Source organism: Pseudochrobactrum mosebachae, assembly GCF_048914685.1.
Classification (GTDB): domain Bacteria; phylum Pseudomonadota; class Alphaproteobacteria; order Rhizobiales; family Rhizobiaceae; genus Pseudochrobactrum.
In genome coordinates, this window is the sequence record NZ_CP128408.1 from 898,489 (window position 1) to 914,565 (window position 16,077).

The window sequence follows — 16,077 nt, forward strand, 5'->3', positions numbered from 1 at the left end:
TTTGTTTTTGGTGACGGGTTTTATACAAATATGGTGATTGTAGATTCAATCGCGCATCGAAAGACAGTATTCCCTATCACCCCTATAGCGACGGTTATTTACCCTAAGTGATAGAAATCGATGAGCGACAATGATTTCCACTTCGCTATGGGGCCTAGACACTATTAAAGGGATGCACTCTCTGACGGCTATAGCCACTTCACACAGGGCTATTCAAAACGCGAAAAAACGCTACCGCTCAGAGCACTCCGGTTTAGAAAAACAAAGATAGCACCAGACCCACCAACAAAATATGTCACAGGGTCTGGGCGCCTTAATTATGCGACATCTCAACTGGCCGACATAATCGCCTGCCAACCGGGCACAAAACTGGTATAGTTTTCACGCCAACCAAGCAGCTCATTTAAACTGTTGTTTCAACTTACCAGCCTGAATGTCGGAAGTGGATATTTCCCTGCCTCTGGCATTGGCAGCAATGCCACTGCTAAGCCGGAATAGATTTTTTCAGGGTTTTCGCAAATGATCCGGCCAAGTAATGACGCTCCCTCATCCAGCTTGATTTCTGCAAGGATGATCGGGGTTTCTTCTGAAAAAGCAGGATGATTAGGCCGCAAGATAAGTGAATAAGAGACAATTTCTCCACGCCCAGAGACCGGCTTTGAAACCAGCTTGTCTGATCCCGTATAGGGGCAAATCGAGCGTGGATAAAAGAACAACGGGCCGCCATCTTCGCTTTGCTGCAAAAACAACTGGCCATTTCTCCAGCCTTCAAGAAACACACGATTATCTGCATCTTCATATGGCTGCGGATATGCTTTTAAATCACTCATTGAACTGCCTCCAAAATGATACTACTTGCTGACAGCCCGTGGCCATATCCAACCATACCGTAGCCGGCGACCAGTGCACGCTGCGCCTTAGCAACCTGACGGCCACCGCCCTCACCACGCAGCTGACGCACGGCCTCGGTCACGCTCAGTAATCCGCCAGCAATACCCGCCTGACCGCATGAAAGCTGGCCGCCGCCCGTATTGAGCGGTAATGAACCCTGCCAATCAAATGTATTCTTCGCTAAAAAAGCGCTCACTTCGCCTTTCTTACAAAAGCCGAGATCTTCAAGTTGTATCGCAACCATGATCGGATAATCGTCATATAACTGCACCAGATCGATATCCTCCGGTCCGTAACCTGCGTCTTCATAAAGGCGATCAGCAAAAAGCTCCCATCCGCCTTTAAGTGGTGCAATTTCCATAGGCGGGTGATTGTGACGCTCATAGCCCGATACAATCCGCACGCCTTTACCCGGTTTGGCACGATCAAGCGCGGTGATCACAACGGCCTCAGCACCTGCACAGGGCAGCACGCAATCATAGAGCCGCAGGGGATCGGCAATCATTCGGGCATTTAGATAATCATCGATTGTTAGTGGACCGCGTAACAATGCAGCCTCATTTTGTTGCGCGCTCAGACGCTGACCAACAGAAATCCGGCCAAGATCTTCTCTGCGTGTGCCATAGGTTTCCATATGCTTGCGCTGAATAATTCCAAACAGGCCGTTGGCACCACCAAATCCCAGCGGCGTGGCATAGTTGCGAAGACCGCGGCTGAAGTTGTCCATCAGCTTGAAATGGCCGTTCACATCATAATTATCACCGGCAATACAAAGCACCGCGGTCGCCTGACCGCTCTCGATTGCATGTACCGCATTGATGATACTGGCAACCGGACCGGCACTGCCCGCAGTTCCTAAATAAGCCCATGAGAGGGACATTCCGAATTGCTCGGCCGTCGTCACCGTATTGTCCGGCGGCAGTTCAAATGAACAGATAGCCAATCCGTCAATATCTGAGAAAGATAACCCAGCGGAATTCAAGGCATTCCGCCCTGCTTCAGACAAGAAAGAAAACAAACTACGGTTGGTACGTTTTTCGTATGGAGTGCTGCCATAGCCAACAATCCCGATATTGCTATCTCTTTTCATACTACCCTCAAATTATCCCGTTATTGCGCAGATCGTTGATTTCTCCGGCCGTCATGCCAAGCCATTCGCCAAACACCTCATCATTCGCAGCGCCAGCATCGCAGCCTGTCCACTTGATTTGTCCCGGTGTATCGCTGAGCTTTGGTGTCGGAGCAGGCATTCGTATTGGGCCGAGCTGCCCGTCGACGATTGTTTTGATCGCCTCACGTGCTGCCACATGGGCATCGCCAAGAACATCCGCGATATCATTGATACGACCAGCGACCACATTATTCGTCAGAAGAATCTCAAGTGCGTCCTCTGTCTTTTGTGTCAGAATCCAACTGGCAACTTCAGCATCGATGATATCTCGATGAGCGACGCGCAATGACATGGTTTTAAAACGCGAATCAGATTTGAGATCCGGCCGGTTCATCGCATCGACCAGCCCCTCATATATTCGCTGGGAGCCGCAGCTTATAGCGATCGCACCATTGTCCGCAGTGGCATAAACATTACGCGGCACATCTTCTTCCATCTGGTTTCCAAGAAGTGGCTTTTTGTTACCCGTCTGATCGTAGCGAACAACCACAGATTCAATGATACGCAGCAGCGGCTCATAAAGCGCAACATCAACAACTTGTCCTTGTCCGGTTTTCTCTCGGTGATGCAATGCTGCCAACGCACCGAATGCACCAAAGATTCCAGCTAGATAATCGCCCATCGGAAAGGCAGAAACCGTAGGCCCTTTATCTGGATGTCCGGTGAAAGAGGAAAGCCCGGAAAAAGCCTCTGCAATTGTTGCATATCCGCCCTGTTGGCTTTTGGGGCCGTTTTGTCCCCAACCGCTGACACGAACCCAAATAACTTTGGGAAAAGTGCTACGCAGTTCTTCCGGTGAAAAACCCCAGCGCTCAAGCGTACCAGGCCGGAAATTTTCAATGACAATATCACTTTGACCGATCAGTTTAAGCGCAATTTCACGCGCTTCCGGACGTGAAATATCCAGCGTCACGGTGTGCTTGTTTCGGGCCATAGTCTTCCACCAGAGTGCGGCACCATCCTTGTGCGGCGGCCATTCCCGCAAAGCATCGGATTTACCCGGCTTTTCAACTTTGATGACTTGTGCACCAAAATCCCCAAGCATCGAGCCAACAAACGGACCTGCTAACATCGAGCCCAGTTCGAGGACTTTGATATCTCCCAATGCGCTTTCGTGGTGTTCTGGCAAATTATGGTCGAGCATCGTCGTTCACCCTTTAGTAACAGGAGTTTAATAGTTGTTATTTGTTATGCGACGTGATTATTTTTGCGGCGTTGCGACCTGATCCATTCCAACGAACAAATCCAGTATGATCACAGCGAAAATGGCAAAATAGATTGTTGCTGCTGAGATGGCCGCCACCATCGGATCAACCGCATACTGAACATAATTAAACAGCTTCACAGGTATCGGCATCAGCTCGGCTGTCGTATTGAAAATACTCAATTCCACATTGATCCACGATATAATGAAGGCGAATAACCCCCCCGCAACCAGACCGGGTTTTATGATCGGCAAAGTAACGAGAAAAAAGGTAGTTACACCATTACCGCCAAGATCCTGACTGGCCTCTTCCAGTGACTGATCAAACCGCTCTAGTGAAGCCAGCACTGTACGCAGAACATAAGGCACAATGATAACTGTATGTCCGACAAGTAATACGAAATACGAACGCGCAAAACCAAGCGCATTTGCATATTGCAGAAGGGCTGCGCCAATAACGATTGTCGGCAAAATCAGTGGTGCAAGAAATATCGTACTGAGTATCTTGCGCCCTTTTAACTGGCTTCGCGTTATCACAAGTGCCGTTGGCACACCAATCAGAACCGCAAGTATTGTTGCAGCTGCGGCGATAGAAAGGCTTAGCCAAATCGATGCGAGATAAGACGGATCTTCAAGGAACTGCGTGTACCATCGCAGAGTAAAACCTACAGGCGGAAATGCCAGATATTCGGTTTCGGTAAACGATGTCGCAATAATGATGATGAGCGGTATTGTAAGAAATGCCAAACCACACCAAGCCAGAAAGCATACAAAAAACCGGCCGAGACGATCAGAAAATGTCATGGCTGCCCCACTTGGCGCCCACCTGGGCGACGCTCGATAAAGATTAAGTACAAGGTTATGAGAAGTAGCGTGACGGTCAGAAGACCGACGGCAAGAGCCGCACCAAAATTATAGTCAAACAGCGCACCATATTGGTCAAAAATAGGCATCGCCATCACCACGACTTTGCCACCGCCCATGATCGCCGGCACCACATATGCACTAACTGAAAGTGTGAAGACGATCAGAGAGCCCGCGATAACTCCGGGCAAGCTGAGAGGCAGCGTTATCCGGAAGAACGTTGCCATACGGCTACATCCCAGATCGAGTGAGGCTTCTGTGAGAGACTTATCAATGGTTTGAAGAACGCTGGCGATAGTCAGCACCATGAATGGAACGAGAATGTACGTCAAACCGATGACAACACTAAGATCGGTAAACAAAATTGGAATCGGTCGGTCAATTAGCCCTGTATTCACCAAGGCTGTATTCACCAATCCTTGCCGGCCGAGCAAAATCAGCCAGCCGAATGAACGGACAATATTGCTGGTAAACAACGGCATGATGACAAGAATATAGAGCATCCGTCGGGTTAATCGTTTTTTGACGACATTGACGATATAATAAGCGATCGGATAGCCGATCAGAAATGATGCAATTGTCGCGATCAGCGAGAGTTTCAATGTATTGAAAAGCACCAAAGGATAATAGCTGTCTGCAACAATCCGATAGTAATTAACCAGACTCCATGCGCCTTCAGCCGTCTGAAAACTAACAATCAGTGTAACCAGAAACGGCACTAAGAAGAAAATGGCCATAAAGGTCAGAGGTGTTGCAATTAAAAGTGCGGCCCATAAATTTTTAATCCTCATCGTGTCAGCACCTGCCCGTTGGCTCTGCTCCAGCGAAACGAAACTTCTTGTCCCGGTTGATAAAAGTGCTTTTGGCCCGATGAAGGATACTGCGCTACGAGTTCTTGACCCTTGCTCCTTGCATATATTCGCGTTGCGTTACCAACAAACATGATCCGCTCCACAAGTGCAGGCAGAGCGAGCATATCGTTTTTCAGTGGCGCATCTATATCTGAAATCTGAATGACTTCAGGCCGCAATAAATAGGTAACCTGCGTATTTTCCATGAGATCATGTTCAGCATGGAACTTGATGTTTGCCGCTGTATTAATCAGGCTGCCGTCGGCTGCCACAACACAATCAAGCAAATTGGCATCACCGATAAAATCAGCAACATACCGTGCATTCGGTGCATTATAAATTTCTTCGCCATTACCTATTTGCACGATTTTCCCGGCATCCATCACGGCGATACGGTCAGCCATAACCAAGGCCTCTTCCTGATCATGCGTTACGAAGACAAATGTCATGCCCAGCCTTTGCTGAAGGCTCTTCAGTTCCATTTGCATTCTTTTTCTCAGCTTGAGATCCAGCGCGCCGAGCGGCTCATCAAGCAGCAAAACTTTGGGCTTGTTTGCGATTGCCCTTGCAAGGGCAACCCTTTGCTGCTGTCCACCTGACAACTGATTAGGAAACCGGTCGAAGAAAGACCCCATTCCTACAGTTTCCAACGAATCCATAGCGATATTACAAGCGTCGCTTTTATTTTTTCCTGCCCGCCTTGGGCCGTATGAAACATTATCCAAAACACTTAAATGCGGAAAAAGAGCATAATTTTGAAACACTGTATTCACCGGGCGGCGATTGGCGGGGAGATGTTTCATCGAATTTCCGTCGATACATACATCTCCCTCTTCAATGTCGATAAAACCCGCAATTGACCGCAATAATGTGGTCTTACCGCAGCCGCTGGGACCTAATAACGCGAGGAATTCCCCTTCTGCTATATCGACCGAAATATGATCGAGTGCCAGGTGACCACCATAACGTTTAGTAAGATTACGGATACTGATAAAACTATTCACCATTGCAACCCTCACTTTTATTATACCGGTATCAGGATATTCATCAGCGGCACATGCTGCTGACAACCATACATATCTCCGTCACCGGACGACCCCTGCCCCTTCTTTCGGGCTATCGTCACTTTGATTGCGTTTGCCATGTCAATCTTGAAAAATGAGGATATTTGCGCTACCTCAAGGCCATAGGCTTTCGCTACAGATTCAGGGGATATGGCACCAGAATCTCTTACAGTTTCATAACGTGACTTATCCGTGAACATGATGTCAAAGGTGATACGGTAGGGCCCTGCATTTTTACTGCGGACAATGTCTGCTATTTCTTTAAGCGGGACGGTTTTCATTTTTAAAGATCCTCGAGATGCAATGGGAACAGTTCCGTAGGAGAGTTAACCTTCATCAAATGATACGCGCTAAACTCGTAATGCGGACCGACATCAATATCTGACGGTGAATACGGAAATGCGAGATTGCCTGAAGGATTTATAATCCCATTATAATGATAATGTAGCATCGCTCCACTTATCATGTGGCAAGCAGCATGAGCGATTTCCTGAGACTGTGCGACCACATCAATGACCAGTCCGATCTCGTGGCCACCCACCTGTTCCGGCTCCATTTCCTTCATCACGCCATTTCTACCGTATTGATGAAAGGTAATGATCAGCTCTTCATCAGAGAAATACTCAATCGCTCGCTGGCGAAGATCAGCGAGAATATCGTCAACAACAGTGTGTAATGTTGGGCAACGCATACCAGCAACGCATATTGTACGGTAGCCAGCAAGACGTGCACCTTCGAGCTTCACATAGTAATCATTAGTCTCCGTGATTTTTGCCCCACGAACACTCACCTGTCGGTCACCAATAGCTTCAAACGAACAGTCTGACAAATCCATCACATGCCCCGGGCCACCTTGTGAGAAGGGGTTCTCACGCTCATAAAGAGAGTGAGCCGCAACAGATTTAAAGGATGCGCGACGCTTAAGGCTGCCGGGCTCAAGCACAAACCGGTCAGAGTAAATCATTCCCATCATCACATCCATCGCGAATGGCTCGGATGAGAATGCTCCGCACTCCAGGATTTTTCCCATATGAATTGCCAGTGCAGGATCGGCCCCGCGCCAGATCGGATATGCAGCGATTGCGGAATCGTCACATGCTCTACCCGCAATAATAACGTCTGCTCCGGCATCCAATGCTGCGCAAATCGGCTCATGCCCCATCTGCGCAACCAGCGTCACAGTTTGATCCAGCCCATGCTCGGTTAAAGGGCTCCCAGCCTCAAAATCGATTACCTCACCCGCCCTTACAGCGGCCTTGGCACGGTCAATGGGAATATCTGAATAAATCCAAGCGAGCTTGAAGCTCAATCCAAGCTCCTGAGCAACGCTTTTGACAAGTGCAACAGTACGATCAACCTGTGACTTTGTACCCGCTCCACCAGCACTGCCAACGATCAATGGGATGCCTGCTTCACGGCTATTTTTAATGAGCTCTTTGAGCTCCCGACGAATGCTTACATCGGAGACCAAAGGCTTATTGGACCCAAGATAATATGGCCCCGGATCAGTTGACCCCGCATCCACAGCAATCACGGATGGATTTAAACTCATTCCCCGCGCCAGAGCTTCTGCACCAAATCCGTAGCCCAGCGTACCTGTCGGCGTTAGTATAGTTACAGGTTTACTATCAATCATATTTTATCAACCTCAATATACTGATAAACAACTAAGCACTCCATGTTTTATTAATTGAAATGCTTTTATTACTAACAATACTGGCTGATTGTAGTTCGTTAAGTCAAATTTCTTCTTCGGCGTCAGTCATAACCAAATGATATACCTGAAAAAAAATTCACTTTTTCTCTCGTATATACCCATCTATCTCTACAATTTTTTTACTTAATTCACGCCCTACATGATCAATAAGAGCTTTTGTTCCTAATGATATTTGCCGGAAGCTGGGTGTAATCACCCAAATTGTTTGAATGATTGCTGGTTGAAACGGCTTTACAATTAATTCCTCATCACGAAATCCAACGGTACTGAGTGGGTCAACAATAGCGACACCCACTCCCGCTGATACGAACGAACAACAGGCTTCCGTTAATTGCACTTTGAGGATGACATTACGGGTAACACCCTCCTTTATGAAAATCCTATCGATTTCAAACTGTGCCCGATCCTCATCAATCAGAGAAACAAAGCTCTCATTTTCAAGATCCTTCGGATGAATGACATCTGCATTCGCCAAACGGTGTCCGGGCGGTAAAACGCACACAGCTTCCATTGTGCATAATTTAACGAAATTGATACCCGGCCTCTCTGTCGCCAACATGCCAAAACCGACATCAACCCCTTGAGTTGCCAGCAAATCCACAAGCAACCACGAGTTGCGGCTAAGTAAATTAACCTTCATCTCTTTATTCGACAGAAAGCTTGCAATTATCTTGGGCAGAACATGAGTGCCAAGTGATGGAAACGTGACCATATCAATTTCGCCAAAGTCGAAATTTTTAATCGCTTTGGCCCGCGCTTCAACGGATTCCACACCGAGAAAAACCCGCACGACCTCAGAATATAACATCTCGGCTTCTGCCGTTGGCGTTACACCATTTTTGTTTCTCTTAAACAAAGCGAAACCGCATTGTCTCTCCAGCAGGTTGATCAGCTTACTGACAGCAGGCTGTGAAAGATTTAGCCTTTCTGCAGCTCGCGTAAAACCACCCACCTCCATTATGGCCTTAAAGGCCTCAAGCTGCCGAATATTCATAACCATTAGTTATCACAGACCACTCTTTTTTAATTTGATGTATACCAGTTATGATGCCTTTATTATCCATCAAACTATAAGAATAATACGAAATGGGGAAATTTAAAATGAAGATCACATTATTACTTACTAGTACTTGTCTGGCAACCATGCTGGCATCGCCAGCTGCTGCACAACAAACACTAACAATCGCTACCTATGGCGGTGAATGGGGCGCAGCCATGCAGGCATGTATTATCGATCCTTTTACAAAAGAAACAGGCATCCGCGTCATACCTGAACCAGGCATTTCAGGAGTAACGCTTAGCAAACTACGTCAGCAAAAAGACTCTCCAACGCTTGATGTTGTTTGGTTAGATGGCGGCGTTTCAGAAGTCGCAGCCAAAGATAATCTATTACATCCTTTGACTGCTGATGCATTACCCAACTTGAACCAACTGCTCCCGGAAGCAGTCTACAAAGATGAAGATGATGCTATTTTTGCATTAGGGACAGGATTCTACTCCCTGGGTCTAGCTTACAACACAGAGCAAGTTAAATTGGCTCCGTCGTCCTGGCTTGATATGCGGAACCCCGACTATGCAGGCTCAATAACCTTTCCGAGTCCTGCCAATGCAATGGGTGTGCCGTTTCTTGCTCAGTTGGCAGAGCTCGACGGCCACACCCTAACCGATATGGACACAACATTTAACGACCTGAAAAAACTAAACGTAGTCTCTTACTTTGACACTGCTGGAGCTGGTACGAATCTGTTCCAAAGTCGTGAGGCTGTTATTGGGGCTCATTATTCAAACTCCACCTATGCCATGAGCGATCAAAAGTTACCAATTGCATTCGTCGTACCTAAAGAAGGTGCTATTGGTGGTGACATTCGCTTGCATGTCGTCAGCAATGGAAAAAAGATCGCTGAAGCAGAGCAATTCGTGAATTTTGCTGTGGGTGTCACACCGTCTGAATGTATGGCCGAGCGGATTTATGTCGGACCATCAAATAGTAAGGCCGTTATCAGCGATGAAGCATTAAAACGCATGCCCTGGGGTGAAGATGGCTCTATTAAAAATCTGAACCTGCCAAACTGGAATAATATTAATGAAAATCGTGCAATGATAATTGAAAAATTCAACAAGTTAGTTATTGCCAAATAACTGATCTAGACTTCTAATGACAATAATTCTACCAGCCTTAAAATAAATTTAAAAGATTATCTGATAATATTTTGTCAGATAATCTTTTTTAAATGCGAAATATCAAAATAATCATCAATTTATCCTCAGTTTAATACAATTCAAAAAATCAGATGCTTACTTATAATATGCATAGTTCTCTCTAGTGAACATGTCGAACCATTGAAACCATGTTCTCTTAAGTATGTTGCCCAGATCATCACTTGATAATATTTGCCTCTGATAAAAACACAATACGGTTTTAGGCAAACCGCACAAACTCCGCATTATGGCTCACAAACAACTTTTTCTTGCGCCGCCCTTTTGCAAGATCTCGCATGATCATAAACATCCGGATACACGTTCTAGCTCTTGTGACACAAAGATATCTGTGGTGGCCACCAATGATACTCTCATTCACGGCGTAGATCTCAGACCTTATGAGGACATGGCTTTGCAAGGATACCCAATAAAAGTACTCGATGTATCGGCCAATTGCCTTGTCAGCGATACTTCGTGTTTGAAAGGCAGTAGATCTTGAAACTAAGGATTGGCTTCCAGCAAAATCAGGAGAAGTTTGTAGAGGCGCCAACAGATCTCAGTATGATTGTATCCAGAGATAAGACCGCTTTTAACCTACCCAAATTATAGCGTCAGCCCCCCCTCCTAAAAGCCTGTCCTATTTTGCAGGAGCACATCGATAAGAACAATTTTTGAGTAAAATACCGCGTCAAACGTCAGGTAAGATCCATATTTGGCATCAAGACTGAACTTGCAGCCGACCTCGCACTTGCCGGCTACAAAAACGTTTATATGATTTACATACAGCAGCCCCCCCCCCCCTAGCACGAAGCCAATGCATGCTACATCCAGTCAGCCATCGCCAACGTGCCGCAAATGACCAGTCTACCGGATCAATTTTTTGTAAAGAGTCTCATGATCCAGCACTTTTCCGTTTTCGTCCATCACGCGCATCGCATCGGCCGAAACCTCGTCAATGACCACAACCTCACCATCGACAAGGCCGATTTCGATCTTCATATCGATCAGGATCAGGCCCTTGTCACGTAGATCAGCTTCGACGATACGACACACGCGGCGGGTGATATCCTTAGCCTGCTCAAGGTGGGATGGACTAAGGAGACCAAGAGCGACAATGGTTTCGTCATTGATTTGTGGGTCTCCGCGTTCGTCGTCCTTAATGGTGATCTCCACCAGATAATCAAATTTCTGTTCACCATCTCGAATGTACTGTTGGTAGCGACGGATGAAACTGCCCCAAGGGCGGGTTCGGCAAATAAATTCAAGGCCGCCTGCACCGCGGATATCCTTACCCAATGGCTCAGCACGACGGACTTCCATTATACCTTTCTCCACATCAGCATGAACTAAATGTGTAGGGATGTCAGCGTCGTGGAGGCACTTGAAGAAGTGGACAGTCATAGCGAGAGATTTACGGCCCTTACCTTCGACCTTACCAATAACGGTGTTAGCGCCAGGGTCAATAACGCCGTCTTCGCCTGTAACATCATCCTTGAAGACAAGCAAAAGGTTGTTGTTTGGCAGGGTATACAGGTCTTTGGTTTTACCTGAATAGATCTTTTCGCTGGTATTCATCAATTGACTCGCTAGTGGTTCTAATATTCCGTTTTGGGCAAGAGATAGTACGATGCCCACGCAACTCGTTCTCATTTCCTTATAAGCTAAAAAGAATATTTTTTTATATCAAAATTGCATAAAAATTCATATGAACTCATAAAACAAGGCAGTGGAATTAGGTATGACATCAATTTTTTCGTCACTTATGGCAGCAGCAGGACTTTGATGATAAAAGGGGGGGAGCTCAGTTTAACCATCGTGGTGAGATGACTTGCAAACCCTTGAGCGGGCCTGCCATCAAATGAATGCTATACCAGAGATTTTCCAAGCCGTTCATTTTGCTATATAAAAAAGATTTCCGGGGAGTTTGAATTCCAAACTGAGGAATTTTTCTCAATGCTTTCAATGCGAAAAACTTCTTCCACAAAATGTGCCATAGTTTTGTGCAAACTATTTGTGTTGCAAGCAACAGATGGTTCTCCAGTAAATTTACACACGCAATCACATCATGATGAACGGACATGATCTCCACTTCACCATGGGGTCTAATTACTATCAAATTGATGTACTGACCAAGAGGCTTTGCGGGCTTCTATCTCGCCACCTACGACGAACTTGAGGGTTTCCGGTTAACCGCCGCCAATAATCATCTGCACCTTTACAATTTTGCTCCGTCACGGCACCACTTTGATAGAACGATCCCGTATCGATATCCGGTGCATAGTCCTGCTCGACCATCCCCGCGCATCATCATGTGGAAACTGATAACCAATATGGCCCAGTGATGCGGCACCTTTATAAAGATGTTGAACATCAATTGATGTCCGCATACGCACAAGGATTCGTACCCGCCAGTAGGAGCAAGACAAGGCAGACGAATCGTCTGAATGTGTCACAGTTATGTGGTCAGCATGCAAATGGGATTCTCAGCCAGTATTTTTACAAATAATATCAGCACCTTAGATATTGATTTGAAAAATTGGCTGGGGAACCTGGATTCGAACCAAGACTAACGGAGTCAGAGTATTTGTATCAACATTGATATTGTTGTTATTTTTAAAATATGTCGCAACCTTGTCGCAGCTAGTCAAAAAAAGCAGACGCTGCATTGTCCATTGCGGATCCGTCGTCACCCCTTTCGAACAGGTGCGAATAGACATCCAACGTCATGGTTATTGAGCCATGACCCATGCGATCCTGAACGACTTTTGCAGGCAACCCAAGGCCGCCATCTTCTGACCGGTTAATGCACCAACTCGCATAAAAATGCCGAAGTGCATGGAGGCCGGAATACTTGGCGTTGCCATCTGCATCCACAACGCCTGCCTCGATTTGGGGCGGATGATACCAGCGTTTAATGATGTTGCCATGATATTCAATCGCGCCAGTGCCAGTTGGAAAGACCAGACCCAGAGAGCTAACAGGACAATTGAGTTTCCAATTTTGCAAAGCTTTAACCAAATCGGACGGCAGAGGGATCACCCGCCTTCCCTTCGCGGACTTTGGGGAGCCGATGTCTTGATAGGCGTCTGCGCGTTGCCGGATCGTTATTTCAGCTTTTTTGAAATCAATGTCCGACCAACGCAAACCGCGAAGCTCCGAAGCACGCATACCTGTCATGATGGCTGTCATGATAAAGATACGTGCCTTGCCTGTTGCGGCCTTGAGGATGGCCTTAATTTCGGTGGTTGTGGGAATATCAATCCCAACCTCTACGCGCTCATGGTGCCGCGCTGCGGCGCGTGTACGACCCTTCGCGCGTCCCATATCCTTGACTGCATTACGGATCACCAATCCCCGCTCTTGAGCATCAGACAGGATAGAGCCGAAGCTAACACGCACAGCACGCACCATAGCGTCAGAACGGCCTTCGGCCTTCAACCTATCGAGAAAATGGCGAACTGTTGGGACAGTAATTTCATTTAGCCGCTTTTTTCCAAGAAATGGGACAATGTGCAAATTGAGATGTTGGCCGTATTGAGCAACGGTGCTTCGCTCCAATGCCGAGGAACAGTCGGCTAGCCACAGCTTGCCAGCCTCTGCAACCGTTGCTGTGTTTGCATCAGGTACGTGAATACGCCCTAGCACCTCGACGTGCGTTTTACTGTCGTAGGCTTCCGCCTCTTTTTTTGTCCGGAAAGTCTTAATGTGGCGCTTGCCATGCTGATCGACATAATCTGCAATCCATGCAGATTTCTCAGCGCCATTCGAAGTCCATGTGCGTTCGCGTACTGTCATAAACGGAACATATGCGACTAACGGATAGTTTGCAACATATTGCACCATTTTGTCGCATACGTTGCCAAAGTCCCGCTAGAAATATATATGCTTACGTAACCTCAAGGTTACACCAACAACCGAGAGGAGATTTCCATATGCATCATGATAACGACAACACATTAGCCGCGGATCTTTTAACCGGCGCTGATGCCATTGCAGCATTCTTGGGCTGGAATCGCAGACAGGTTTACCACGCGGTTTCAAAGCGCACACTCCCTGCCTTTAAGTTAGGCGACATGGTGTGCGCTCGAAAGTCCAAGATCATTGCATCCATTGAAGCCGCTGAGGCTGCGGCATGATTTCAGCAATCATGTCAGATGTTGAAGTCATCAAAATAAACCGTGCCTATGATGACGCAATCAGCTGTCGCCTTTGCGGTAGTTGCAAACGACCCATTGAGGCGAACGAAGCCGTCTGGCGAATGCGGATTAATCACCGGCGCTCCCCTTTCGGTGTTCGTACATACGATACGCTTCCCTGTTGCGAGGCTTGTACAGTTGCTCAGAAATGGCGCATCTTTGAGGACCCAGCACCTTGTGAACATTGCGCAAGGCCGGTTCATAATGAATGGCGCCAGATAGATCGTAAGCACGTTTACTGCTGCACCAAGTGTGAGCAAAAGGCGCAGATCAGCGTGGCAAAGCAAAAACGCACTAACGCAAGGGAAACCCGTCAATGTATGGAATGCAGTCAAACTTTCCCGCCAGTGCGGATAGACGCAAAGTTTTGCAGTAGTCCGTGCAGACAGAAAGCTTATCGAAAGCGCGTTACGGATATTAAATGCGTATAACGTGCCGGATTTAATATCCGTAACGCCTAAACTCTAACCCTCACCCACACAACCCGCAGCGCCATCGCCCGCGCCATGGGCGGTTGTGTGCTTTTTATTGGAGAAATATATGGATTCGATAGAGGCCGCGCCTTTCGAAAATCTGTCAGAAGATCAGGCAGAACGCTTACTGCAACACTACTACAATATTGAGAAGCTGTTAACTGGTGGCACGGCAATAGCGATTATTATGATCATTGCGCGTCACACGGCGATACTTGGTGAAGCACGAATTTCACATAAAACATTTCAGCAGTATTTTGGTGTTTGTCGCCGTACTGTTGATAATGCGATGAAGCAATTGCGAAAACATAATCTGATCGAGAGAATTGGCACTGATACCAGAGGCTTTGCAATTTATCGCGCAAACCTTCCAGTGTGACGCCCAATGAAATGGCAAAGAATCCGCGTTGGCGACAAAATGGCCTTTTTCGAAGACATGCAGGGCGACGCCACCCTCACAGACCTTCAAAAGCGCATGATAGCCGTCATCGCGCGCAACTGGTCTAATCCAAACATGCACTCTGAATGCAGTAACTCATTCATAGCGGTCGGCGCTGGTACTACTGTGAAAATGGTGAAGAAATATAAACCGGATCTTATTTCCAGCGGGCGCGTGTCTGTGAAGAAGGATCACACCTTCACTGAATCGACGCTATGGGATGTAAACTGGTTTTTCCGCGGCAGCGCTTACACCCGATATTTGAACGGGGGCAATCCTCTTTCAGACGGTCGTAAGGAGGTCCCCAATAGTGCGCATGGGTGGTCCCCAGAGTTACATGAGGGTGGCCACCAAGGATGCATAGGGGGTGGTCCCCAAGTGGGGGCCCAATTCCATCCTCTAAAAGGATGTATAGGCGCCCCTTTAGGAGCGAGCCCTGTTCGGGGCTCGCAAGGGGTGGCGCCATTAAAAACAAAAAAAGAAAATACGCGCAAGCAGCCAGGTTTCGCCCGATGGAAAATTGTTCATGCGGAGTATGAGGGTGAGGATGAAGATGTGCTGGTGGCACACCTTCGAAGCGGAGCTAATCGCAAATTCGTTTTGCGCTGTCGTGTTGAAAGTGAGGAATATTACGCACTGGATGAGGCTCTGAGTTTTGACGGCGATGCGGAATCCATCATTGGCGATATGATTTCAATGTCAGTGAACCGGACGGGCACAAAAGAAATCAGGCGAGCGGATCCGTTGCCATGGCAAATTGTGACAATCCTATCCGGGGAAACTAGTGCTGATGGAGCGGCAAGTATGAAGGTACGGTTCGATGATGACGTGGAGACAACTATGCGGCTGACAGCAGATCAAACCGCCAGCCTTTTAGAAGCTTGCGGGGGTGAGACTGAAATTATAGGTGCGCGATTACGTTACAGGCTTATGCCGGATGACAGCTTGGAGTTTTGTAAACTTTGATCAACGCATTCGAGCCCGTGCAATTCGTAGGGCGGGGAAATC

The 16,077-nt window shown here is 47.2% G+C and carries 15 protein-coding genes; 4 read left to right on the forward strand and 11 right to left on the reverse strand.

The features are described 5' to 3' along the window. Window positions 1–416 precede the first annotated feature (416 nt). The 9 genes from MP213Fo_RS04175 to MP213Fo_RS04215 all read right to left on the reverse strand — a co-directional run bounded on the left by MP213Fo_RS04175 (window position 417) and on the right by MP213Fo_RS04215 (window position 8,762). Entirely contained in the window at window positions 417–830 is a 414-nt protein-coding gene (locus MP213Fo_RS04175) for a Zn-ribbon domain-containing OB-fold protein (protein ID WP_421090415.1), read from the reverse strand. After that, window positions 827–1,981 (reverse strand): thiolase family protein, encoded by a 1,155-nt coding sequence (locus MP213Fo_RS04180; RefSeq protein ID WP_421090416.1) that lies wholly within the window; start codon window positions 1,979–1,981, stop codon window positions 827–829. Before MP213Fo_RS04180 ends, MP213Fo_RS04175 begins: the two co-directional genes overlap by 4 nt. A gap of 7 nt (window positions 1,982–1,988) precedes the next feature. Then, complete coding sequence (locus MP213Fo_RS04185; RefSeq protein ID WP_421090417.1) at window positions 1,989–3,206, reverse strand: CaiB/BaiF CoA transferase family protein; 1,218 nt, start codon at window positions 3,204–3,206, stop codon at window positions 1,989–1,991. 57 nt (window positions 3,207–3,263) lie between these two features. After that, a complete protein-coding gene (locus MP213Fo_RS04190; RefSeq protein ID WP_421090418.1) occupies window positions 3,264–4,070 on the reverse strand; it encodes an ABC transporter permease in 807 nt (268 codons plus the stop codon). After that, window positions 4,067–4,921, reverse strand: coding sequence for an ABC transporter permease (locus MP213Fo_RS04195; protein WP_421090419.1), 855 nt, complete (start codon window positions 4,919–4,921; stop codon window positions 4,067–4,069). The genes MP213Fo_RS04190 and MP213Fo_RS04195 overlap by 4 nt, the downstream gene beginning before the upstream one ends. After that, window positions 4,918–5,988 (reverse strand): ABC transporter ATP-binding protein, encoded by a 1,071-nt coding sequence (locus tag MP213Fo_RS04200; protein ID WP_421090420.1) that lies wholly within the window; start codon window positions 5,986–5,988, stop codon window positions 4,918–4,920. The genes MP213Fo_RS04195 and MP213Fo_RS04200 overlap by 4 nt, the downstream gene beginning before the upstream one ends. Before the next feature lie 17 nt (window positions 5,989–6,005). Beyond that, window positions 6,006–6,326: a DUF4387 domain-containing protein gene (locus tag MP213Fo_RS04205; protein WP_421090421.1), complete on the reverse strand. Its 321-nt coding sequence runs from the start codon at window positions 6,324–6,326 to the stop codon at window positions 6,006–6,008. A gap of 2 nt (window positions 6,327–6,328) precedes the next feature. After that, entirely contained in the window at window positions 6,329–7,681 is a 1,353-nt protein-coding gene (locus MP213Fo_RS04210) for an acyclic terpene utilization AtuA family protein (protein ID WP_421090422.1), read from the reverse strand. A 157-nt stretch (window positions 7,682–7,838) separates the two neighbouring features. Beyond that, complete coding sequence (locus tag MP213Fo_RS04215; protein WP_421090423.1) at window positions 7,839–8,762, reverse strand: LysR family transcriptional regulator; 924 nt, start codon at window positions 8,760–8,762, stop codon at window positions 7,839–7,841. Window positions 8,763–8,863: 101 nt separating this feature from the next. Between MP213Fo_RS04215 and MP213Fo_RS04220 the strand changes: the two genes are divergently transcribed. Beyond that, window positions 8,864–9,901 carry an ABC transporter substrate-binding protein gene (locus MP213Fo_RS04220; RefSeq protein WP_421090424.1) on the forward strand — a complete coding sequence of 346 codons (1,038 nt, stop codon included), beginning with the start codon at window positions 8,864–8,866 and terminating at the stop codon, window positions 9,899–9,901. Between the two features lie 924 nt (window positions 9,902–10,825). Here the strand turns inward: MP213Fo_RS04220 and MP213Fo_RS04225 are convergent. After that, a complete protein-coding gene (locus MP213Fo_RS04225) occupies window positions 10,826–11,536 on the reverse strand; it encodes a phosphoribosylaminoimidazolesuccinocarboxamide synthase (protein WP_421090425.1) in 711 nt (236 codons plus the stop codon). A 1,065-nt stretch (window positions 11,537–12,601) separates the two neighbouring features. Further along, window positions 12,602–13,804, reverse strand: a complete 1,203-nt coding sequence (locus MP213Fo_RS04230; RefSeq protein WP_421090426.1) for a tyrosine-type recombinase/integrase — start codon at window positions 13,802–13,804, stop codon at window positions 12,602–12,604. Window positions 13,805–13,893: 89 nt separating this feature from the next. Here MP213Fo_RS04230 and MP213Fo_RS04235 point away from each other — a divergent pair, with 89 nt between their 5' ends. From MP213Fo_RS04235 to MP213Fo_RS04245, 3 genes are all read left to right on the forward strand, one after another. Further along, window positions 13,894–14,097, forward strand: a complete 204-nt coding sequence (locus MP213Fo_RS04235; RefSeq protein WP_421090427.1) for a DNA-binding protein — start codon at window positions 13,894–13,896, stop codon at window positions 14,095–14,097. Window positions 14,098–14,697: 600 nt separating this feature from the next. Further along, the gene (locus MP213Fo_RS04240; protein ID WP_421090428.1) at window positions 14,698–15,009 is read left to right on the forward strand and encodes a hypothetical protein; all 312 of its coding nucleotides are present in this window, start codon (window positions 14,698–14,700) and stop codon (window positions 15,007–15,009) included. A 6-nt stretch (window positions 15,010–15,015) separates the two neighbouring features. Further along, entirely contained in the window at window positions 15,016–16,035 is a 1,020-nt protein-coding gene (locus MP213Fo_RS04245; protein WP_421090429.1) for a hypothetical protein, read from the forward strand. Window positions 16,036–16,077: the final 42 nt, after the last annotated feature.